This window comes from Bacteroides muris (ex Fokt et al. 2023), assembly GCF_024704895.1.
GTDB classification, from domain to species: domain Bacteria; phylum Bacteroidota; class Bacteroidia; order Bacteroidales; family Bacteroidaceae; genus Bacteroides; species Bacteroides muris.
Genome location: NZ_JAMZEE010000036.1, coordinates 19,403 through 42,349, shown reverse-complemented (window position 1 = coordinate 42,349; position 22,947 = coordinate 19,403). Strand labels below are relative to the sequence as shown.

13 protein-coding genes and 2 tRNA genes are annotated in these 22,947 nt (G+C 44.8%); 13 read left to right on the top strand and 2 right to left on the bottom strand.

Annotated elements, in window-relative coordinates; all coding sequences use genetic code 11:
- Position 1: 1 nt before the first annotated feature.
- Together M1B78_RS13680 and M1B78_RS13675 are read right to left on the bottom strand one after the other, a co-directional pair.
- Positions 2 to 75, bottom strand: a tRNA-Asn gene (locus tag M1B78_RS13680).
- 22 nt (positions 76 to 97) lie between these two features.
- Positions 98 to 171, bottom strand: a tRNA-Asn gene (locus M1B78_RS13675).
- 81 nt (positions 172 to 252) lie between these two features.
- Here M1B78_RS13675 and M1B78_RS13670 point away from each other — a divergent pair.
- The 13 genes from M1B78_RS13670 to M1B78_RS13610 all read left to right on the top strand — a co-directional run bounded on the left by M1B78_RS13670 (position 253) and on the right by M1B78_RS13610 (position 22,926).
- Positions 253 to 1,236: an adenosine kinase gene (locus tag M1B78_RS13670; RefSeq protein ID WP_257940959.1), complete on the top strand. Its 984-nt coding sequence runs from the start codon at positions 253 to 255 to the stop codon at positions 1,234 to 1,236.
- A gap of 22 nt (positions 1,237 to 1,258) precedes the next feature.
- Positions 1,259 to 2,950: a S41 family peptidase gene (locus M1B78_RS13665; protein ID WP_176469088.1), complete on the top strand. Its 1,692-nt coding sequence runs from the start codon at positions 1,259 to 1,261 to the stop codon at positions 2,948 to 2,950.
- Between the two features lie 231 nt (positions 2,951 to 3,181).
- Positions 3,182 to 4,579, top strand: coding sequence for a DUF5723 family protein (locus M1B78_RS13660; RefSeq protein WP_257940958.1), 1,398 nt, complete (start codon positions 3,182 to 3,184; stop codon positions 4,577 to 4,579).
- 121 nt (positions 4,580 to 4,700) lie between these two features.
- On the top strand, positions 4,701 to 7,535 hold the full coding sequence (locus M1B78_RS13655) for a hypothetical protein (protein ID WP_257940957.1): 2,835 nt from the start codon (positions 4,701 to 4,703) through the stop codon (positions 7,533 to 7,535).
- Between the two features lie 212 nt (positions 7,536 to 7,747).
- Complete coding sequence (gene bglX, locus M1B78_RS13650; protein ID WP_430732572.1) at positions 7,748 to 9,994, top strand: beta-glucosidase BglX; 2,247 nt, start codon at positions 7,748 to 7,750, stop codon at positions 9,992 to 9,994.
- A gap of 152 nt (positions 9,995 to 10,146) precedes the next feature.
- Complete coding sequence (locus M1B78_RS13645; protein ID WP_257940955.1) at positions 10,147 to 12,129, top strand: glycoside hydrolase family 2 protein; 1,983 nt, start codon at positions 10,147 to 10,149, stop codon at positions 12,127 to 12,129.
- Positions 12,130 to 12,144: 15 nt separating this feature from the next.
- Positions 12,145 to 12,798, top strand: a complete 654-nt coding sequence (locus M1B78_RS13640; RefSeq protein WP_257940954.1) for a malectin — start codon at positions 12,145 to 12,147, stop codon at positions 12,796 to 12,798.
- Between the two features lie 47 nt (positions 12,799 to 12,845).
- Positions 12,846 to 14,411: a sulfatase family protein gene (locus tag M1B78_RS13635; protein ID WP_257940953.1), complete on the top strand. Its 1,566-nt coding sequence runs from the start codon at positions 12,846 to 12,848 to the stop codon at positions 14,409 to 14,411.
- Positions 14,412 to 14,446: 35 nt separating this feature from the next.
- Complete coding sequence (locus tag M1B78_RS13630) at positions 14,447 to 15,643, top strand: glycoside hydrolase family 172 protein (protein WP_117990942.1); 1,197 nt, start codon at positions 14,447 to 14,449, stop codon at positions 15,641 to 15,643.
- 18 nt (positions 15,644 to 15,661) lie between these two features.
- Entirely contained in the window at positions 15,662 to 16,813 is a 1,152-nt protein-coding gene (locus M1B78_RS13625) for a glycoside hydrolase family 172 protein (RefSeq protein WP_229068109.1), read from the top strand.
- A 173-nt stretch (positions 16,814 to 16,986) separates the two neighbouring features.
- Positions 16,987 to 19,992: a SusC/RagA family TonB-linked outer membrane protein gene (locus tag M1B78_RS13620; protein ID WP_136008823.1), complete on the top strand. Its 3,006-nt coding sequence runs from the start codon at positions 16,987 to 16,989 to the stop codon at positions 19,990 to 19,992.
- Positions 19,993 to 20,017: 25 nt separating this feature from the next.
- On the top strand, positions 20,018 to 21,526 hold the full coding sequence (locus M1B78_RS13615) for a RagB/SusD family nutrient uptake outer membrane protein (RefSeq protein ID WP_246866863.1): 1,509 nt from the start codon (positions 20,018 to 20,020) through the stop codon (positions 21,524 to 21,526).
- Positions 21,527 to 21,594: 68 nt separating this feature from the next.
- Positions 21,595 to 22,926, top strand: coding sequence for a glucoamylase family protein (locus tag M1B78_RS13610; RefSeq protein ID WP_250706358.1), 1,332 nt, complete (start codon positions 21,595 to 21,597; stop codon positions 22,924 to 22,926).
- The last annotated feature ends 21 nt before the right edge of the window (positions 22,927 to 22,947 follow it).

Genomic DNA, 22,947 nt, shown 5'->3' with positions numbered 1-22,947 from the left:
GCTCTTCCTCTTGGACTTGAACCAAGGACCCTCTGATTAACAGTCAGATGCTCTAACCGACTGAGCTAAGGAAGAATATACATTCAAGCTTTTCTCGCTCTTCCTCTTGGACTTGAACCAAGGACCCTCTGATTAACAGTCAGATGCTCTAACCGACTGAGCTAAGGAAGAATGTTGTTTTTTCTCAAATGCGCTGCAAAAGTAATAGGATATTTTGAAATATGCAATATCTTTGCAAAAAAAATATCGAAGATGGATAAAATAATTGGGTTGGGCAATGCTTTGGTCGATGCGCTGGCAATCATTGAGGATGATAATATTTTGACGGAGATGCAGCTTCCGAAAGGAAGCATGACGCTGATTGATGAAGATAAGTTCTTGAAAATTAGTGAGTATTTCAGCCGGATGAAGACGCACCTGGCTAACGGAGGTTCTGCCGGAAACGCAATTCGGGCAATGGCATGCCTTGGTGCAGGTACGGGATTTATCGGAAAAGTGAGCAATGACTTTTATGGTAACTTTTTCCGAGATAGCCTGCTGAAGCATGGGACAGAGGCGGATTTATTGCTTTCCACTACTCTTCCGTCCGGTGTAGCCTCTACTTTCATTTCTCCTGATGGGGAACGTACTTTCGGCACTTATTTGGGGGCGGCTTCTACATTGAAGGCAGAAGATCTTTCGCTGGATATGTTCAAAGGATATGCTTGCTTGTTTATAGAAGGGTATCTGGTGCAAGACCATGATATGATTCTCCGTGCCATTGAGCTGGCTAAGGAGGCCGGCTTACAAGTATGTCTGGACATGGCGAGCTACAATATAGTAGAAGGAGACCTTGAATTTTTTTCTCTGTTGGTCAATAAATATGTGGATATTGTTTTTGCCAATGAGGAAGAGGCAAAGGCCTTTACGGGTAAAGAACCGGAGGAAGCTGTGGGTATCATTGCCAAAATGTGTAGCATAGCCATTGTAAAAGTGGGTGCCCGTGGCTCTCTGATTCGTAAAGGGACAGAGATGGTACAGGTACAAGCAGCTCCGGTAGAGAAAGTGGTGGACACCACAGGAGCGGGTGACTATTTCGCTGCCGGTTTCTTGTATGGACTGACGTGTGGCTACTCGCTGGAGAAATGTGGCAAGATAGGCTCCCTTCTTTCCAAAGATGTGATACAGGTAGTGGGTACGGAGCTTCAGGCTGTACAATGGGAAAAAATCAAGGAAGAAATTTTATTAATTAATTAGCATATTATCACATAGACATATTATGAGAAGAATTTTAAAGATACGCTGGATGGTTGCTTTGCTGATTGCAGCGGGAGCCGTTTGTTTTTGGGGATTCAAGAGTGGTGATAGCCGCAGTTTCCAAATAGCAAAGAATCTGGATATATTCAATTCTATTGTGAAAGAGTTGGATATGTTTTACGTGGATACGATTGATCCGAACAAGACTATCCGTGAAGGCATTGACGCCATGCTCTACTCGCTCGACCCCTACACGGAGTATTATCCGGAAGATGACCAAAGCGAACTGGAACAGATGTTGAAGAATTCCTATGGTGGTATAGGCTCTGTGATTACCTGGAACCCGAAACTGAAACGTTCCATGATATCCGAGCCATACGAGGATATGCCTGCTGCCGATGTAGGTCTGAAAGCTGGAGATATTTTGATGGAGATTGACGGAAAAGACCTTGCCGGAAAGAATAACCAGGAGGTCAGCGAGATGCTTCGTGGACAAGTAGGCACTAGCTTCAAGCTGAAAGTGCAACGTCCCGGTACAGAGAAACCGTTGGATTTCGACATTGTGCGCCGTTCCATCCAATTGCCGTTCATACCTTATTATACGGTACTGGATAATAATATAGGCTATATCAACCTTAGTACATTTTCGGGAAATCCTTCCAAAGAGTTCAAGCAGGCTTTTCTGGACTTGAAGAAGCGGGGCATTACTTCTTTGGTGATTGACTTGCGGAATAATGGAGGCGGCTTGTTGGATGAGTCAATAGAGATTGCCAACTTCTTTTTGCCTCGCGGTAAAACACTTGTGACGACAAAAGGCAAAATCAAGCAAGCCAGCAACACTTACAAGACATTGCGCGAACCGCTGGATTTGGAAATTCCTTTGGCTGTTCTGGTCAATGGCGGAACTGCTTCTTCGTCAGAAATCCTTGCGGGTTCCTTGCAAGACCTCGACCGTGCTGTCATTATTGGTAACCGTACATTCGGTAAGGGACTGGTGCAGACCACCCGTCCGTTGCCATACGGTGGTACCATGAAGCTGACTACTTCCAAATATTATATTCCCAGCGGCCGTTGTGTGCAGGCTATCGACTACAAGCACCGGAATGAGGATGGCAGTGTGGGACGTATTCCGGACAGCCTTACTACCGTGTTTCATACGGCTGCCGGACGTGAAGTGCGTGATGGCGGAGGCGTGACTCCGGATATTGTGGTGAAGCAGGAGAAGCTGCCCAACATTCTGTTCTATCTTGTCAATGACAATCTTATTTTCAATTATGCTACGGACTATTGCCTGAAACATCCTACTATCCCTTCAGCAGAGAAGTTTGAAATTACAGATGCCGATTATGCGGAATTCAAGGCGATGGTGAAAAAGGCGGACTTCAAATACGACCAGCAGACAGAGAAGATGCTGAGGAACCTGAAGGAGATGGCCGAATTCGAGGGCTATCTGACTGATGCCTCGAAAGAGTTTGAAGCGCTGGAGAAGAAACTGTCGCATAATCTGGACCGTGACCTTGACCATTTCTCCAAGGACATCAAGAGCATGATTGCGGTAGAAATCATCAAGCGTTATTATTTCCAGCGTGGAAGCATTATCCAGCAGCTGAAAGATGATGATGACTTGAAAGAGGCTGTGAAAATACTGACTGCTCCGGTAAAATACAAGGAAATGTTGAGTGCTCCGGCAGTGACGTCAATGTCTTTGCAATAAAGATAAGGAGACAGCCTCGTTTTTTTTGAATACTGCTTACGAGGGCAAATGAGCATGTTTATGATGAAATAGTATAAGGACGCTCTTAAGAGGATTCTTTTGTTTGCTCCTTAATTTATACCGGATAGTCCCTGTATCAGCTTTTTATACACGACTATCCGGTTAAGTTGTTTGTTGGGTGTTAACTTGTTTTATATTTTTGCAGGTGATAATGAAAATATTGACAAGGTTATGAAACAATTGAATTCTCTGAAAGTGTGGCTGTCTGTGGTATTGTTGCTTTGCTTCTCTCTTTCCGGACAAGCCCAGTTTCTGCGCACTTCCTACTTTATGGAAGGAAGTAACCAGCGTATGCAGCTCAACCCGGCCTTGATGCCGGGACGTGGTTATCTGAATATTCCCGTGATAGGTTCGTTGAATGCTACCGTCAACTCCGGTTCTCTGGGGTATAGGGATATTATGGACATTATTGAGAATAGTGATGATAGCGACTATTTCATGAGCAATGACTTTATGAACCGACTGGATGCTACCAATAACTTGAATGTGAATTTGAGTACCGACATCCTGTCTGCCGGGTGGTATAAAGGAAAGAACTTCTGGTCAGTCAATGTGGGGTTGCGTAATGATATCGGTGCCGCCATACCGAAAACCATGTTCCAGTTTATGAATAACATGAGCAGCAGGGAGTTTGGTGACAATATTTCTGACTATTTGGGTATTAACGAAACCATTAATGGACAGAAGCTTGAGATAAATTCCTATGCGGAAGTCGGCCTTGGCTTTGCAAGGAACATAACAGACCGGCTGGCTGTAGGCGGTAAGGTGAAGATGCTGCTGGGTATCGGTAACTTAAAGCTGAACATCAACCAGATTCATGTGGAAACTCCTTCTGTCGGCTCTTCAGGAGTGACGAGTAAAGCTTCCATTCAAGTGGATGCAACTTTGGAGAACTCGTCAAAGCTGTTGGAGCTTCCCGAGAACGGGAATGGCGATTATATCGATGAAATCGATTTTGGCAGTTTCGGTTTTGCCGGATATGGTGGGGCTGTTGATTTGGGAGTATCTTACAAGTTACTGGATAAATTGACACTTTCTGCTTCAGTTCTTGATTTGGGCTTTATCAAATGGTCTAAATCGAATACCAGTATAGCGCGAGCCAATGCGGAGCAGACTTATGATTTTCTTGATCCGGCCTCGCAGCAGGAATTCATGAATATTGTGAACAGCGGCGAGATTCTTAACTATGACATGTTGCAGCTCAAGACGGAGGAGGCTTCTGAGAAGAGCCGTACCCGTGGATTGACTTCTACAATGGTTCTTGGCGCTGAATATGCCTTACTGAATGATTGGCTGGTAGTGGGTGCCTTGTATACCGGTCGTTTTGCCAAACCGAAAACTTTGAATGAGCTGACTTTCTCTGCCTGCATCCGTCCGACGAATGCTTTCAATGTAGCTGCCAGCTATTCCGTACTTCAAGGAGCCGGTAAAACCTTCGGTCTGGCACTGAAACTGGGTCCTTTCTTTGCGGGAACAGACTATATGTTCTTTGGTAAGAATACGAAGAATGTTAATGCTTACTTGGGTGTTTCTATTCCTTTGGGAAAACAGAAAACTGCTGAAAATTAATAAATTGGATTTGGATATTATCGCGGATTATCTTCCAGAAAAAGAGGATAATCCGCGATTTTGTTTTTACGAAAACGCAAAAAGCTTTATCTTTGCTGGTAAATACCTATAAACAGTACTCATGAGAATTGCAATAACGTTTCTCTTGTTTTTGGTTTTCAGTAGTTTGCTGCAAGCTTCACCCATACCTTTTTCTCCTATAGTGAGGAGCTATTCGGTGTCGGATTATAATGCCGGTATTCAGAATTGGTCTATTGCACAAGATGAAAGAGGGGTGATGTATTTTGGCAATAATAATGGACTGCTGGAATTTGATGGAAGTGCTTGGCGGTTGTATGAATTACCGACAAAAGGAATTGTGCGTGCTATATATATCAGTAAAGATGGAAAAATTTATGTAGGCTCTTACGAAGAATTCGGTTATTTTGTCCGTACTCCTTATAATACCCTTGAATATCATTCGCTAAAAGATGAGGTGAAGGATTTTACTTTTCATAACGATGAAATCTGGAACATTGTTTGCGTTCAAGGAGAAATTGTTTTTCAATCGTTTGGTTCTCTCTTTTTTTATAATGGAAATTCGGTGGAAGGTACTCGGATGAAGAGCCTTCCTCTGAACTTATTTCAGGTTGGAAATACTTTTTATTCTCAAAGAATAAATGGTGGACTTTGTGTCTTTTCTGGCAGGAAAATGGAAGAACTTATTCCCAGAAAGGCATTTGGGAATAGCGATGTCCTGGCTGGGCTTCCTTATGATGATGCGGTTTTAATGCTTACCCGTAATCAGGGAGGTTTTCTCTATCGGGATGGGAGGGTCGAAAAATGGGAGACTGAATGTGACGGCGTGTTCAAGAAGCATACCATTAATCGTGCGGTGATGACCAAAGACAGTTGCTACGTTGTTGGCACAATATCCGATGGCATATATGCGTTGGATAAAGGAGGGAAGCTGATTTGGAAGATCAATACGGACAATAAACTACAGAACAATACTGTTTTGAAGTTGTATTGTGATGATGACAACAATATATGGACAGCTTTGGATGAAGGTATTGCCTATATACACAACAATTCTCTAATCTATTATTATGAACCTCCATTTCGTAAAATAGGCATGGTATATGATGTCCTGGTAAGGGAAGATGAAGCTTATATTGCTTCTAATCAAGGACTTTATTGGCTTAAGGATGGAAAGGCTGAATTGGTTCCGGGTTTGGAAGAACAAGCGTGGTTCGTCGATGAATGGGGAAAACAGATTTTTTGTGGACACAACAAGGGTACTTTCCTTATATCGGGATTGAAGTCAAAGCAGGTGGCTGACGCAAAGGGAGGGATGTGTATGGAAAAGATTGAATTGAAGGAACAGTCTTTTTTATTGGAGGGGACTTATGCACTTTTAAATTTATATACGGAGAATGCTTCGGGAGTGTATGGTTTCACGCGGTCCTTACGTGGGTTCAGCCACATGATTCGCCATATGGAAGTGGACTATCAAGGGAATATTTGGGCGAAACATTTGAGGAATGGTTTGTATCGCTTTCGGATTGATTCGGATATGAAGCAGGTAAAGGATGTATGGAAGTATGAGAGTTTGGGAGAAGTGAAAGGTGGGAGTTTCACTTTGTTCAAAATCAATGGCCGGGTAGTTTTTTCTAATGGGGAATATTTCTATACTTACGAAGATATGACTGATTCGATTGTTCCTTATGAAACGATGAATGAACAATTGGCGGAATTGAGGGAAATCAAGACTGTGAGTCGTGCAAGTGGAGATCGTTATTGGTTTGTAGGGGACAGAACGGTGTATTTGGTGAAATGTGCGATAAATACTTTCGATATAGAACTCCGGATTCCATATTCTTTGTTTGACGGTCTGGCAGTGGAAGAGCGTGGAAGCGTGGCTTATGACAAGAGAAATAATCATTCCTATCTTTGCCTGAACAATGCCATTGCCCGTATTGAGACGGATAGTTCTTCGTTGTATAAATCCCGAGTCAAACGTTCTTTATGGATTTCGGGAATGCGGGCTATTGATGAATTCAGTGGTGAGCGGAAAACATTGGTGGCGCAGCCGGGAGTCCGGGTGGAGTCCGAATTTAATACAGTGAGTTTTACCTTGTGTTATCCGGTTTATAGTGATTATACTTATAAGGTAAGATATAAGTTGGATGGCTATTCCGAACAATGGGTGCCCAGTGGACGCAGTTTGCAGAAAATGTATGCCCGTCTTCCTTATGGAAGTTATGTTTTTCGGGCGGAGATATATGATACCGACAGGGTTTTGGCATCAGTAGAGTTGCCTTTTGAGATTTTGTCTCCGTGGTATTTGTCTTATTGGGCTGTGGGAGGCTATATTCTGATAGGGTTGTGCCTGCTGGCCTTGCTGCAATATATTGTTTATCGTTTTGTGAAGAAAAAGAAGGACCGTGTGATTGAGCAGCAGCGTGTAGTCCATCAGGCAGAGCTTGAACGGCAGGAGAAGAAGATTATCGAGTTGGAAAAGGAGCAGCTTGAGGCCGATTTGCGTTTTAAAAGCAAAGAATTGTCCAGCGTGGTAATGATGAATATCGCTCATCAGGAGTTCCTGACTTCCTTGAAAGAGGAGATACAGAAACAAAAGTTATCGGGACAACATAGCCGTAAGAATTTGGATAAGCTTCTTGCTTTGGTCAACAATAATATAGTGTCTGATGAAGAGAACTGGATAATGTTTCAAGCTAATTTTGACCGTATACACGAGAATTTCTTCCGTAATCTGAAACTTCAATATACTGATTTGACTTCAGGAGATTTGCGCTTTTGCGCATTGCTCCGCTTGAATATGCCGACAAAGGAGATAGCGAAGTTGCTCAACATTTCCACGCGTGGGGTTGATGCTGCAAGATACCGGTTGCGCAAGAAATTCAATCTGCTTCCGGAAGAAAGTCTGACAGATTTTCTTATAAATTTTAAATAACTGTTTTACAGTAAAATATTAATGGGGGAGGTACTAATATTGTACTTCCTATTTTGTTTTTTAGTGATGGATGTACTTTTATTGTAGTGCGGGATGTGGAGGTTGTCGCATGCTTTTCTTTTATTTGCAGCAAAATAATATTTCTATAAATTAAAAGCATGAAAGACATGAAGCATTTACTTTTCAAGTTACAATCATTTTTAGTCTTGTTGATGTTTACTGCCGTTAGTGCGTATGCGCAGAAATCTCCGGTCGATATGAATCGTTTCATTGACGATTTAATGAAGAAGATGACCCTGGAAGAGAAAATAGGTCAGTTGAATCTGCCGGTTACCGGTGAGATTACGACCGGTCAGGCTAAAAGTAGTAATGTGGCCAAACGTATTCGTGCCGGTGAAGTGGGCGGGCTTTTCAATCTGAAAGGTGTGGAACGTATCCGCGATGTACAGAAGCAGGCGGTTGAAGAAAGTCGTTTGGGTATTCCTCTCTTATTCGGTATGGATGTTATTCATGGATATGAAACGGTGTTTCCCATTCCTTTGGGATTGTCGTGTACATGGGATATGAAGGCGGTTGAAGAATCGGCGCGTATTGCGGCCATTGAGTCCAGTGCCGACGGTATTTGCTGGACATTCAGTCCGATGGTGGATATTTGCCGTGATGCCCGTTGGGGGCGTGTGTCCGAGGGCAACGGTGAAGACCCGTTTCTGGGAGCAGCCATTGCGCAGGCCATGGTACGTGGTTATCAGGGAAAGGATATGAACCGTAATGATGAGATTATGGCTTGTGTAAAGCATTTTGCCTTGTATGGTGCCGGTGAGGCAGGACGTGACTATAATACAGTAGATATGAGTCATCAGCGCATGTTCAATGAATACATGTTGCCCTATCAAGCGGCGGTTGATGCCGGTGTGGGCAGTGCGATGGCCTCTTTCAATGAGGTCGATGGCATTCCTGCCACTGGAAACAAGTGGTTGATGACGGATGTATTGCGTAAGCAGTGGGGGTTTGACGGTTTTGTAGTGACAGATTATACCGGAATTACAGAAATGACCGACCATGGCATGGGCGATACGCAGACTGTTGCCGCGTTGGCGCTGAATGCTGGTGTAGATATGGATATGGTGAGCGATGCATTTGTTGGTACGCTCAAGAAGTCATTGACAGAAGGAAAAGTGACAGAAGAAGCAATTAATGTGGCTTGTCGCCGTATTTTGGAAGCTAAGTACAAGTTGGGCTTGTTCGATAATCCTTATAAATACTGTGATGTGAAGCGTGCCAAGAAGCAAATCTTTACCAAAGAGTATCGTGCCGTTGCGCGTAAGATTGCTTCGGAGAGCTTGGTGTTGCTGAAGAACGAGGGTAATGTGCTTCCGCTGGCCAAGAAGGGCACTATTGCTGTGGTAGGTCCGTTGGCAGACAGCCGCAGTAATATGCCGGGTACTTGGAGTGTGGCTGCCGTATTGAAGAATGCCACTTCACTGGCAGAGGGCTTGAAGGCGGTAGCAGGCGGCAAAGCCGAAATACTGACTGCGAAAGGCTGTAATTTGATGAGTGATGCCGAATATGAGAAACGTGCCACTATGTTCGGACGTTCTTTACACCGTGACAATCGTTCGGACAAGGAGTTATTGGACGAGGCTCTTGCCGTGGCTGCCAAATCGGATGTTATTGTGGCTGCGCTCGGTGAGTCTTCGGAAATGAGTGGAGAGAGCAGTTGCCGCACGAATCTTGAAATGACGGACACCCAACGCATACTGTTACAGGAATTATTGAAAACGGGAAAACCTGTGGTACTGGTGCTGTTTACCGGTCGTCCGCTGGTACTGAACTGGGAGCAGGCAAACGTGCCGGCCATTCTGAATGTATGGTTTGCGGGCAGTGAGGCAGGTTTTGCTATCGGTGATGTACTGTTTGGTGATGTGAATCCGAGTGGAAAGCTGACTACGACTTTCCCGAAGAGCGTGGGACAGATTCCTTTGTTCTATAACCACAAGAATACGGGCCGCCCTCTTGCCGACGGTGCATGGTTCCAGAAATTCCGCAGCAACTATATAGACATAGACAATGAACCGCTTTATCCCTTCGGTTTCGGCTTGAGCTATACCACATTCTCTTATAGCGACGTGGCTTTGGACAAGACTAGCATGACGGATAAGGGTGAACTGACTGCTACCGTGACTGTGACCAATACCGGCAAGAGAGACGGTGCAGAAGTGGTTCAACTTTATATTCGTGACCTTGTGGGAAGTGTAACCCGTCCGGTGAAAGAGTTGAAAGGCTTTGAAAAGATTTTCCTGAAAGTCGGCGAATCTAAAAAAGTATCTTTCAAGATTACCCCCGAATTGCTGAAGTTCTACAACTACAATCTTGATTTTGTATGCGAGCCGGGTGACTTTGAGGTGATGATTGGCAGAAGTAGCCGGGACGTAAAAAAAGCAACGTTCACGTTACTCTAACTGATTCCCGAGGCGGCAATATGCAGTATTCGAGACACTGCGTTGAGATGGCATTGTTGCTGCATATTGTCTGCATTTTCACTGCAAACTATATGCAGCATTCTTGCAGTATTTGCTTGACTTGTGTAAGATAATATGATCTATTGAAAAACATGAAGAAAATATTTTTATTAATATTGTGTCTGTCCACCATGTACCCGGTTGTCAATGCCGGGCGGGTGGTTCAGAGTTTTAATGACGGCTGGTATTATGCCGCATGTGATGACAATCGGTTGCAGGAAGTGCAACGCCATGAAGAAGGTTGGCAGCAGGTACATCTGCCGCATACCTGGAATGCGGATGCCTATTCTACCCGTAACTGCCGCAGGGCTTCTTCCTGGTATAAGAAAGAGTTCCGTACGGATGCCGCGCAGATGCGGGATAAACAGCTTTACCTGAAATTTGATGGTGTCAATTCTCTGGCAGATGTGTACCTCAACGGCGAGCTGCTCACTACCCACAAAGGAGGTTACTCTGCCTTTACCGTAGACATTACGGATAAAGTAAGGACCGATGCCCCGAATCTGCTGATGGTGCACGTCAATAATCAGAACGACCGGATACCTCCTTTGTCCGGTGACTTCACCATCTTTGGCGGCATCTACCGCAATGTGTGGCTCATCAGTGCTGCAAAGCAGCACATCAGCCTTACCGACTATGCCTCTACGGGCATTTATGTCGATTTGCCTTCCGTGAGTGAGGATAGGGCGGAAATCAGTGTGCGTGGGACTTTGGTGAACCGTGATGTGCGGCGTGCGGTGTTGAAGTTGGACGTCGAGGTGCTGGATACAGATGGGAAGACCGTAGCCCAATCTTTGCGCAGCGTCCGGATAGATGCCGACGGGGCGTTCGCCTTCGAGGAACGGTTACAGTTGGAAAAGCCACAGTTGTGGTCGCCCGATTCCCCTTATCTGTACAGCGTGAAAGTTTCTTTGAAAGATGTGCGTGACAAGGTGTTGAAAGATGAGACACGTGTCCCTTTGGGGGTCCGCTGGTTCAGCGTGGATGCGCAGGAAGGCTTCAAGTTGAATGGGGAACCCCTGAAACTTATGGGAGCTTGCCGTCATCAGGACCAGATGCCGATGGGCATAGCGCTTTCGGATGAGATGCACCGCAGGGATATGCAGTTGCTGAAAGACATGGGTGTGAACTTTGTCCGTCTGGCACATTACCCACAGGACGATGCCGTGTTGCGTGCTTGCGACGAACTCGGCATGCTGGTATGGGAGGAGATTCCGATAGTAGGTTTGATAGCTTTGGGTGACGAGTTCCGCGCGAATGCCACAAGCGCCTTGCGCGAAATGATTCGCCAGCATTACAACCATCCGTCCGTCATTATGTGGGGGTATATGAACGAGGCTGTTATCCAGCTGCAGTATCGGGTGAAGAAACAACGGCTCAACGGTTTCTACGAGAATACCTTGGCGCTTGCCCGGCATCTGGAGGAAACTCTGAAGAGGGAAGACCCCTACCGTCTGAGTACGATGGCCTACCACGGCAATCAGATTTACAATAAAATCGGTCTCAGCAATATCACCGACATTTCCGGTTGGAACCTTTATCAGGGCTGGTATGAGAACGACTTCAAGTCTTTCGACCGCTTTGTGGACGAAGAGCATCGTAAATACCCGCACCGTCCGTTAATAATCAGTGAGTTCGGTGCCGGTTCCGACCCGCGCTTGCAGTCGCTCGAGCCGCAGATATTCGATTTCTCCATGCAATGGCAGCAGTTGTACCTCGAATACTATCTGCCCGCTATCATGAAGCGACCGTTCATAGTGGGCGCCACGGAGTGGAACTTCATTGATTTCAGTTCTGCCAATCGCCAGGAGGCTACGCCACACATTAATAATAAAGGGCTGATGTACAATAATCGCCGGCCTAAAGATGTGTTTTATTATTTTCAGGCATTTTTGCGTAAGGATATTCCGGTGCTGCACATTGCTGTGGATGACTGGAAGCATCGGACTGTGGTTTCGGACGGCGAAGCAGTGGAACATCCGGTGAAAGTGTATTCCAATCTGGATAAGGTAGAGCTGTCTGTCAATGGGAAAAAACTCTCTGTACAAGGCATTGAGAATTGCCATGCTGGGTGATGGGTACCTCTTGTTGTGGGAAGAAACACGCTTGTAGCATCCGGCATCTATCAAGGGAAGAAGGTGGAGCAGGTTTCGGACATTTTTGTGAAGATGCAGCCTCGCCATATCGCGGTAGCCGGCTCCGGACAGCTGGAACTTGCAGTGAACGTGGGCAGCAACTGTTTCTTTACGGATGACAAGAGTGATCTTTGCTGGCTTCCCGACCAAGCTTATACTCCTGGGAGTTGGGGCTACATAGGTGGAGAGATTTTCCGCCGTTCTCCGGGACGTATCGGAACCACTGCCGAAGTGAAAGACACCCGTAACGTTCCTTTGCTCCAGACCAAACGCAAGGGCATCAAAGCCTATCGCTTCGACTTGCCCGACGGCGACTATGAAGTGGAACTTCTTTTTGCTGACCTGAACGCACGTTCCGAACGGGTGACTTACGATTTGGGAGCTGCCGCTACCCTAGACAATGCCGATTTCCGCGGCAGTGTCTTCAATGTTTCTGTCAACGGTCGGCCTTGGTTGAGCCATTTCTCTCCGGCGATAGAAGTAGGCGGGAACCGTTGCATATCCAAGAAATTGCGTATTGCCGTAACCGGTGGAAACCTTACAGTGGACTTTGAGGCGGTGAAGGGAATGACGTTCTTGAATGGGATAAAGATATTCAGGATTCATTGACCTTCTATTTGCAAGGATGTTGTATTAACCGATAAATTGAGTGAAACATGAAACACAAACTTCTCACCGGGTCTCTCTCCTTCACAGTAGGGATGGGATTCAGCGTTTTGCCTGCCGTCGCGCAGCAATCTCCGGCTTCCACTGAGGTCAAGCCCAATGTAATCATTATCAACGTTGATGACTTGGGCTATGGCGACATTGGTTGTTACGGTGCCACCAAGGTCAAGACTCCCAATATAGACCGTCTGGCATCGCAGGGCCGTAGCTTTACGGACGCTCATTCATCCTCGGCTGTTTCTACGCCTTCACGTTATGGACTGATGACTGGTCAATATCCTTGCCGTGAGGATATTTGGGGGGCAATCTTCCTGAATCAGACTCTGCAAATTGATACGGCACGCACCACAATTGCGGATGTGATGAAACGTTCCGGCTATTCCACTGCCATCGTGGGGAAGTGGCATCTTGGATTCCGTACGGACGAAAAGATGGACTGGAACAAGGAACTGGCTCCCGGACCACTTGAATTGGGATTCGATTATTACTTCGGTGTGCCTATTCTCAACAGTCATCCACCTTTTGTTTATGTGGAGAACCATCATGTGGTGGGTTATGATTCCAACGACCCGTTTGTAAGAGGCAAGAGGGCAGAAACGGAGGAGTTCGATGAAAAATTCGGTATCAACTCTATTGGTGGAGCCACGGCTGCGCACCGTTTGTACAAAGACCGGGCTGTAGCCACTACTTTGAAAGACCGGGCCGTGCAGTGGATAAAGGAACATAAGGATTCACCTTTCTTCTTGTATTATGCTACCACCAACATCCATCATCCTTTTACACCGGCCGAACGCTTTGTAGGTACCAGTGAGGCAGGACCTTACGGTGATTCAATCCATGAATTGGACTGGGTGGTAGGCGAGATTATGCGTACCCTCGATGAGGAAGGGCTGGCGGGAAATACTCTGCTCATCTTCACCAGTGACAACGGAGGAATGCTGAATCATGGAGGGCAGAGAGCTTGGAAGGCAGGACACCATATCAACGGCAAGCTTCTTGGTTTCAAGTTCGGAGCTTGGGAAGGCGGGCATCGCATTCCTATGATTGCCCGCTGGCCGGGCAGGATTCCTGCGGGCAGCGTATCCAACCAGTTGATGTCCAATGTTGACATGCTTGCCACTTTGGCTGCCCTCACAGGATATGAATTGCAGGAGCAGGACGGGCCGGACAGTTTCAATATGCTTCCTGCCCTTATCGGAAATCCCGGGAAAATGATTCGGGACTATATTATTATCTGTCCTTCCCAAAAGAGCCATCTTTCCATTCGCAAAGGGAAGTGGGTCTATATTCCGGCGCAAAACAGCGGCGGATTTACCGGAAAGAATGTCGGTGACCATGACTTGGGCGGGGCATCTGCTTTCCAGCTCACCCATCGGGTGAACAGCGATATAGAAAATGCCCGGATAAAGCCGGATGCACCCTCTGTGCAGCTTTATAATTTGGAGGAAGACCCATACCAGACCACAAATGTGTATGAACGGCATCCCAGAGTGGCACGCAGGCTGGCGCGGATACTGGAGGAGAAGATAAGGAAGTCGGATGCCACAAGAAAGTGACAACCGATAGATTGATGAAAAACATAATTTGAAAAATGAAGAATACCATGATGAAAAAGTTTTTTGTAGGTTTATTCTCCCTTTTGATGGGAGTAGGCAGCGCTTTTGCGCAGACCAATATGTCCAGTGAAATGTATGACCTTGCCAAGATGAAGGAAGGCTTGCGCAACCGCCGTGTCAGCAGTTATGACCGTACGGGCAACAACCGTGACCACCTGAAGGCCATCAAGCCGGGCGAAACGGCTGTCTTGGCCGACATCAAGGGGGCAGGCGTAATCAACCATATCTGGATAACGATGTCTCCGGGACCGCGCCAGCTTTCCCGTAACGACATCATCCTTCGGATGTACTGGGACGGCAGCGACGAGCCTTCTGTCGTGTCCCCCATCGGTCCCTTTTTCGGCCAGGGATGGAACGAACAGTATAACTATGCTTCTTTTGCCCTTTCTTCCGGTCCCAACGGTGGTACGGGTTTGTGCAGCTATTTCGCCATGCCTTTTGCCAAAGGTGCGCGCATTGAGATAGAGAATCAGACGGATGTCAACATCGGCGCCTTCTACTACTACATAGACTATGTGGAGATGAAGGAACTGCCCAAGGACATGGGGCGTTTTCATGCGTGGTTCAACCGTGAGATTACCGAAGCGCTTCCCGAGGGGGAGACCGAGTGGGGTTCCGTGGGTAAGCAGACGGAGAATAAGGACGGAGCCGACAATTATGTGTTTGCCGATATCAAGGGAAAGGGCCATTTTGTGGGATTGAATTATTATGTACAGTGCCCTACCCCCATGTGGTATGGTGAAGGCGATGACATGTGGTTCATCGACGGTGAAAAACAGGCTTCCTTGATAGGAACCGGTACGGAAGATTTGTTCAACACCGCCTGGTGCCCGAAAGAGCCCTACCAGCATATCTACTTCGGCTATCCACGTGTGAATAATGATGTCGGATTCTTGGGGCGTACACATGTCTATCGGTTCTTTATTCAAGATCCCGTCTTCTTTGAGAAAGGGCTGAAAGCCACCATTGAGCATGGGCACAACAATTGCCTGACCCTCGACCTGGCCACCGTTGCCTACTGGTATCAGGACAAGGCGACGGCTGTTCCCACCATACCCGACAAGGCGGGCCGTAAGCTGAAGCCGATGGTAAACAATGTGATGATGCACAAATGGCGTCATGAGTGGAGAAAGAATAAAGGGAATAAGGCTGACCTTTGGGGAAATGAATAAATTGCTGGAGGATATGAAATGAAGACATTATTAGTTATATCTGTTTTATTAGCATTTACTCTTTTGGGGCATGCCCAAATATGGAAAGTGCCTGAAGGTCATGAAACGCGGTGGACAAGTTTTGAAAATCCTACCGGTGCCAAGGGAACGGCAGCTCAAGTCAATAAAGGTGCAAAAGGAAGTGCTTTCGGCAGAATCATGGCGGGAGACAGCTGTGTTTTGTTGTCTCAGCAAGGACCCGGGATCATTAACCGTATTTGGCTGACAGTCAGCAAACGTAACCCTAAGATGCTTCGTGCGTTGCGTATCAAGTTTTATTGGGATAATTCTGTTGTTCCGGCAGTGGATGTCCCATTGGGAGATTTTTTTGGGAATCCGCTGTCACGTACATCTCGTTTTGAGAACTGTTTCTTTTCTAATCCGGAGAAGCGTTCTTTTAACTGTTCTATTCCGATGCCTTACCGCACCGGTGCCAAAGTGGTGTTTGTGAATACCTCGGATGAGGACCTGACACACTTGTTTTATGATATCAACTTTACTAAATTGCCGGAATGGGATTCGGAGATGAGCTATTTTCATGCTGTCTGGCGTGAAGACAAATCCACCAAGTTGGGAGTGGATTATACTGTTCTTCCCCAACTATCGGGCAAGGGGCGCTTTTTGGGGGTAAGCTTGGGTATCTTTGCCAATAAGGCGTATGAAACTACTTGGTGGGGAGAAGGTGAAATCAAGTTCTACATTGACGGAGATAAGGAATTTCCCACATTGAGTGGTACGGGAGTTGAAGACTATATTGGTACGGCTTGGGGGCAGGGCGAGTATTCCCACCGTTATCAAGGTTGTCCGATTGCAAATGCGGACAGTTGTTGGTGGAGTATGTATCGTTTCCACGTGCAGGACCCGATTTATTTTCATCATGATATAAGAGTTACATTGCAGCAGATTGGAGGTGCTCCATATCAAAAGGTACTCGAACTGTACAAGGCGAAGGTTCCTCTTGTACCGGTTACTATAGATAGAAGCGGTAAACTGAAATTCTATCGTTTATTAGATGAAGATTCAGACCTACATATCACGGATAAAGACTTTCCGCCAGGATTTGTTAATTTCTACCGCCAGGATCATGTAACTTCAACAGCATATTTCTATTTGGATAGGCCTGCAGTCTGAATAATCTTTAAATAACTTCCTAGTGTATGTTGTTGGGAATTAGTGTTTTATACAATGCTGTAGTAGTTACGTTGTAGTGCTTGAGCAGGTTGTGGTAATCTTGTGGTAGTTTGTTTTTTGACATACATCAATTGCTCCTATACTTTTGCAAAAGAATTTTAAATCAATACAAAATGAAGAAAAATTTATTAATTACATGTGTGATGTTGTTGTTTGCCGTTGTTTCGATGGCGCAGAACAAAATTACGGTTTCGGGTGTCGTTTCCGACAAGACGGGAATGACTGTTATTGGTGCTACAGTTTCGGTAAAGGGGGCTCCTCAACAAGGAGTCGTTACTGGACTTGATGGTGATTATAAGATTACCAATGTTCCCAGTAACGCTGTCTTGCTTTATAGCTATATTGGTATGAAAGACCAAGAAATAGCAGTGAATGGTCGTACTACTATTAATGTAGTAATGCAAGAAGACAATATGTTGATTGATGAAGTTGTAGTTGTAGGCTATGGTGTACAGCGTAAATCAGACTTGACCGGTGCTGTTGGTTCTATCAAGAGCGATGATTTGAAAAAGATTTCTACACCTAATGTGGCTAACGCATTGCAAGGTCGTGTGTCCGGTGTATTTATCTCTGCAAGCGGTGCTCCGGGTAGCTCTCCTGAAGTGCGCATTCGTGGTATCGGTACTACTAATAATAGCAATCCGCTCTATGTGGTTGATGGAATGTTTATGGACGATATATCATTCCTGAGTAACCATGATATTGAGTCCATGGAGGTATTGAAGGATGCTTCTGCTACTGCCATGTATGGTTCTCGCGGTGCTAACGGTGTAATCATTGTTACCACCAAGCAAGGTGCTGAAGGTAAAGTACAGGTGAACATTACTGCCAGTGAAGGATTTCAGTTCCAAAATAGCGGTAAGTTTGAGATGTGTACGGCTTCTGAATATGCTATGCTGCAAAATGAAGCTAACTTGAATATTAATCCGGATGGCGGTCTTGTTTATGATGACCCGGCTTCTTTCGGGAAAGGGACCAATTGGTTCGATGAGATTTTCCGAGTAGCGTCTGTCCGTGACTATCAAGTTGCTGTTAGTGGCGGAACAGAAAAGGTACATTATAATTTGAGTGCCGGATATTTCCAACAGGATGGTATCATAAAGGAAAATTCTTATGACCGTTTTACTTTGCGTGCCAATAATTCATATAAAATAAACAAACATTTGACTATCGGGCATAACTTATCGGCTTCTTTCAGTCATACAAAAAATGAAAATAAGGGAGTTGTAAAATCCGCTTATAAACTGAGCCCTATCATTGCTCCTTATGATGAGAATGGTAATTTCTCCGATCCTCAGGTAGCATCTACTGCTAATCCGCTTGCTACCCTCCATTATATGAATAGTGATAATTGGAAAGATAGAATTGTGGGTAGTGCATTCTTGAATTGGGAAGTTATTAAAGGGTTGAATTTTAAGACCAGCTTGGGCATTGATTATATTAATGGCAGAAGTCGTAATTTTACTCCTAAGTATTATATCTCGGAGTATCAAAAGGTAGATGAGAACAGCTTGTCTAAAACATGGACTAGAGATTTTACTTGGCTGTGGGAGAATATCTTGACTTATGATTGGCAAATCAATGATAAAAATCGTCTGAATCTTTTGGGTGGTATTACTGCTCAAAAATACACTAATGAAAAGTTAGGTGGGTCAGGACGTAATTTCTTCTCAGAAGTGGAAGACTATTGGTATTTGGATCAGTCTTCAAGCGATACACGTGGACTTGAGAATAATGGAAAACATGAAGCCATGATGTCTTACTTGTTCCGTGCCAACTATGCTTTAATGGACAGATATTTGTTGACGGCTTCTATACGTGCCGATGGCTCTTCGAAGTTTGGACCGGATAACCGTTGGGGATATTTTCCGTCAGTAGCTGCCGGATGGAGGATTTCTGAAGAAGCTTTTATTAAAGATAATGTTGAGTGGTTGAGTAACTTGAAGATTAGAGGTAGCTGGGGGCAAATTGGTAATGATAAGATTGGTAATGACAAATATTATGCATTGGCTAATGTAGACCCTACTTATGATGCTGTATTTGGTGGTGATTATTATTCTGGTGGTACTGTAACTTCTCTTTATAATACACAAATCCATTGGGAACGTTCAGAGCAGTTGGATCTTGGTTTTGATTTAGGCTTGTTCAATAATCGCTTTTCTTTAGAGTTTGACTATTACAGAAGAGATACAAAAGAAATGTTGGTAAATGTGGATGTTCCTGCTTCTGTAGGACTTGCCTCTGTAGAAACAAACGTGGGATCAGTACGTAACTCTGGACTTGATTTTACGGTGAAATGGGAAGACTCGTTTAAGGATTTTCGTTATGGCATCCGCTTGACCGGAACTACAATTAAGAATGAGGTGACTAATTTGGGAGGTAAACGTATCACCAGTGGGGATATAGGTTCCGGAAAAAGTGTTCATATGACAGAAGAAGGAATGCCAATCAAGTATTTTTATGGTTACAAGACTATTGGTATTTTCCAAAGTAATGAGGAGATTGAGCAGTATAATGCGATGGCTGCGGCTGCTTCCGGTGATGCGAAGAAGAAGTATCAGGCAAATGTAGCTCCGGGTGATCTGATTTATGCAGATACGGATGGCAATGGATATATAACAGCTGAAGACCGTACGGATTTAGGCTCTCCTACTCCGAAGTTTATCGGTGGTTTGGGTATAACTGCCGCTTGGAAAGGCTTTGATTTGTCAATTGATTTGCAGGGTAATTTTGGCAATAAGATTTATAATGCCAAACAAGCTGAAAGAAATGCTGGTGTTGATAACTGGGATCGTTCGTTCTTGGATAGATGGACTGAAAACAATAGGAATACTTCCATTCCGCGCATGACATTTGAGGGTAACAATTATTTTGTTTCCGACCGTTATGTTGAGAGTGGTAACTATGTGAAGTTACAGACTGTGGAATTGGGATATACATTCCCAAAAAACTTGATGCAAAAAGTGCATATCCAGAATTTGAGATTGTACTTCTCAGGTAATAACCTGCTTTATTTTACGAATTATAACGGATTTACTCCTGAAATCTTAGGGGGGCTTGACCGTGATATTTATCCGATTACCGCTACCTGCCGTTTTGGCTTGAATCTTACATTCTAATGGAAAATAAAAATAGGAAATGATTATGAAAAAGATATATTCACTTTTATTAGCTTCAGCATTGGTCTTTACCTCTTGTTCTGATTTTTTGGATACAAAGCCGCAAGGGAAATTGACGCAAGATATTTTCTTCGGGGAAGAAGAAGGTGCTTTGATGGGAATTAATGCTATATATTCTCAAATGAAAAGTTGGGACTTGATCGGGTTTTCTTGGTTTGGCATTATGGAGGTGCCGAGTGACAATTCTGATACAGGAAGTTCACCGGCAGACGGTAGTTATGCTCGCGTGAATTCATTGAATGATTTTACTTATGATGTTTATACTTCTGAATTGAACGGCTGGTGGACTGGCAATTATAAAGGAATCGGATTCTGTAACGTAGCATTGGATAATTTGGATGTGTTGAAAGATGAGCAGTTAAAGATTAGAAGCATTGCACAGGCGCGTTTTTTCCGTGGTTTCTTTTACTTTAACCTGGTGAGAACTTACGGTGGCGTACCTTTGGTTACTAAAGTTCAGAATCCCGATGAATACGATCAGCCATGCGCTTCTGAAGAAGCTATTTATCAGCAGATTATTGATGACTTGTCTTATGCGGCAATGAATTTGCCAACCCGTGATGAATGGGGGATTGCTGAGCGAGGAAGAGTTACGAAAGGAACTGCAGAAGGCTTGTTGGCTAAAGTTTATTTGTTCCGTCAAGATTATGTAAGTGTAAAACAATATGCAGGGCAGGTAATAAGTAGGGGAGAATATAACCTGCATCACAATTACCGTGATTTGTTTAGCCCGGATTCTTATTATTCTGATGAAGTGATGTTGGCCGACCAGTATTTGTGGGGATCAGACAAGACGAGAGATAAGGCTTCCGAATATGTGAAGTGGCAAGGTGTCAGAGGTTTCAAAGGTTGGGGATTCAGTTCTCCGTCAGAGTCTTTGGATAAGGCTTATGAATCAGGTGATCCGAGACGGGAGGCTACTATCATTTACGATGGCGAAAATATGGAAGGAGTTGGGGTTATAAACTTCAAGGACGAACCGGGAGTACAACCGCGCGCCAATAAAAAGACAATGTGGCCTACAACTTATTGGAATGCCAATAATTTTGCTAAACAAAATTGCCACTTGTATTTTTTGCGTTATGCGGATGTACTGTTAATGTATGCTGAGGCCTGCAATGAGTTGGCAAATGGTGAAAGCGATCCATTAGTAGATGACGCCCTGGCTAAATTGGAATTGGTCAGAGACCGTGCCCGTAAGTCCGGTGATGATCCCACTGTATTACCTAAAATAACAGAGAGGAATAAAGCTAAGTTGCGTGAAATCATATGGAATGAGCGCCGCATTGAATTAGCAATGGAAGGACACCGTTTCTTTGATTTGATTCGTGCTGATAAAGTTGTTCCCGGATATGCGGAAAAGATGCTGAAGGCCCATGGAAAGACAAACTTCAATATGAGCCAGCATTCTACATTCTACATTCCACAGAAGCAGATTGATATTTCTCAAGGAATATTGAAGCAAAATAAATAAGGTGTGTGAGGAGTAGCCTTAGGCTACTCCTACTTCTTATGTGGTTAAAATGTTTAAAAATAGGTATTATGAAAAATATATTTCTTTTTTTCTTGTTTTTGGGGGTTTGTTCGTGCTCGGTAAATGCCATAAATCCACCATCTGATGTGACAGAAAAGCAACTCTCCGATGATGAACTCATGACTCTTGTCCAGAAGCAGACTTTCCGTTACTTTTGGGATTTTGCCCATCCCGAATCAGGATTGGCACATGAACGGAGCAACGGAGGTGCCGAGACAGCTACCATCGGTGGCTCGGGTTTCGGAGTGATGGCTATCATTGTCGGCATAGAGCGTGGTTTTGTCACTCGCGAACAGGGCGCTGAACGTATGTTGAAGATAGTCCGCTTTCTGAGCGACAAGAATACCGACAGCTATCACGGCATGTGGGCACATTGGATGAATGGTAAAACCGGCAAGACCATTCCTTTCAGTCGTAAGGACGATGGAGCGGATATTGTAGAATCCGCTTTCATGTTCGAAGGCTTGTTGGCTGCCCATCAGTATTTTACAAAGGATAATCCGACGGAAAACCGTATCCGCTGGATAATCAATAATCTGTGGCGTCAAGCAGAATGGAACTTTTTTACTCAGGGACAAGATGTGATGTATTGGCATTGGTCGCCAAACAACGGATGGGCGATGAATCATCAGATTAAAGGTCATAACGAGTGTCACATTGTTTACATTTTGGGCGCGTCTTCCCCTACTTATCCGATTGCCGAGAGCGTTTATCATAAAGGCTGGGCCAATGCGAATACTTTTCTGAACGGTCGGGAGTATTACGGCATCAAGCTTCCTCTTGGAAACAACCACGGAAAGGGAGGTCCTCTCTTCTTCACTCATTATTCTTACATGGGGCTTGACCCACGTGGCTTGAAAGATCGTTATGCCGATTACGAGGAACAGATGAAGGCTCATACCTTGATTAACCGTGCCTACTGCATTGACAATCCGAAGGGTTACAAGGGTTACGGCGAAAAATGTTGGGGATTGACTGCCAGTGACGGTGACAAAGGTTATTCTGCCCATAGTCCCGGTAATGACCGTGGTGTGATTACGCCTACCGCTGCTCTTTCCTCTATTCCATATGCACCTGAATATTCTTTGGAAGCCATGCGTTATTTCTATGAAGAGTTGGGTGACCGTCTTTGGGGTGAATATGGTTTCAAGGATGCGTTCAATTTGACGGAGAATTGGTTTGCACCTTCGTATCTTGCCATTGACCAAGGGCCGATTATTGTGATGATAGAGAACTATCGTACCGGTTTGATTTGGAAACTTTTCATGAGTCATCCCGATGTGCAGAAGGGTTTGAGGAGATTAGGCTTTACTTCTCCTTATTTGAACAAGGTCGATTAGGTTGTTTGATAGGATTCTTTG

Bases quoted from the DNA above. Each gene is read 5' to 3' on its own strand.
- M1B78_RS13670 (WP_257940959.1), top strand. From the start codon at position 253: ATGGATAAAATAATTGGGTTGGGCAATGCTTTGGTCGATGCGCTGGCA.
- M1B78_RS13665 (WP_176469088.1), top strand. From the start codon at position 1,259: ATGAGAAGAATTTTAAAGATACGCTGGATGGTTGCTTTGCTGATTGCA.
- M1B78_RS13660 (WP_257940958.1), top strand. From the start codon at position 3,182: ATGAAACAATTGAATTCTCTGAAAGTGTGGCTGTCTGTGGTATTGTTG.
- M1B78_RS13655 (WP_257940957.1), top strand. From the start codon at position 4,701: ATGAGAATTGCAATAACGTTTCTCTTGTTTTTGGTTTTCAGTAGTTTG.
- bglX (WP_430732572.1), top strand. From the start codon at position 7,748: ATGTTTACTGCCGTTAGTGCGTATGCGCAGAAATCTCCGGTCGATATG.
- M1B78_RS13645 (WP_257940955.1), top strand. From the start codon at position 10,147: ATGAAGAAAATATTTTTATTAATATTGTGTCTGTCCACCATGTACCCG.
- M1B78_RS13635 (WP_257940953.1), top strand. From the start codon at position 12,846: ATGAAACACAAACTTCTCACCGGGTCTCTCTCCTTCACAGTAGGGATG.
- M1B78_RS13630 (WP_117990942.1), top strand. From the start codon at position 14,447: ATGAAGAATACCATGATGAAAAAGTTTTTTGTAGGTTTATTCTCCCTT.
- M1B78_RS13625 (WP_229068109.1), top strand. From the start codon at position 15,662: ATGAAGACATTATTAGTTATATCTGTTTTATTAGCATTTACTCTTTTG.
- M1B78_RS13620 (WP_136008823.1), top strand. From the start codon at position 16,987: ATGAAGAAAAATTTATTAATTACATGTGTGATGTTGTTGTTTGCCGTT.
- M1B78_RS13615 (WP_246866863.1), top strand. From the start codon at position 20,018: ATGAAAAAGATATATTCACTTTTATTAGCTTCAGCATTGGTCTTTACC.
- M1B78_RS13610 (WP_250706358.1), top strand. From the start codon at position 21,595: ATGAAAAATATATTTCTTTTTTTCTTGTTTTTGGGGGTTTGTTCGTGC.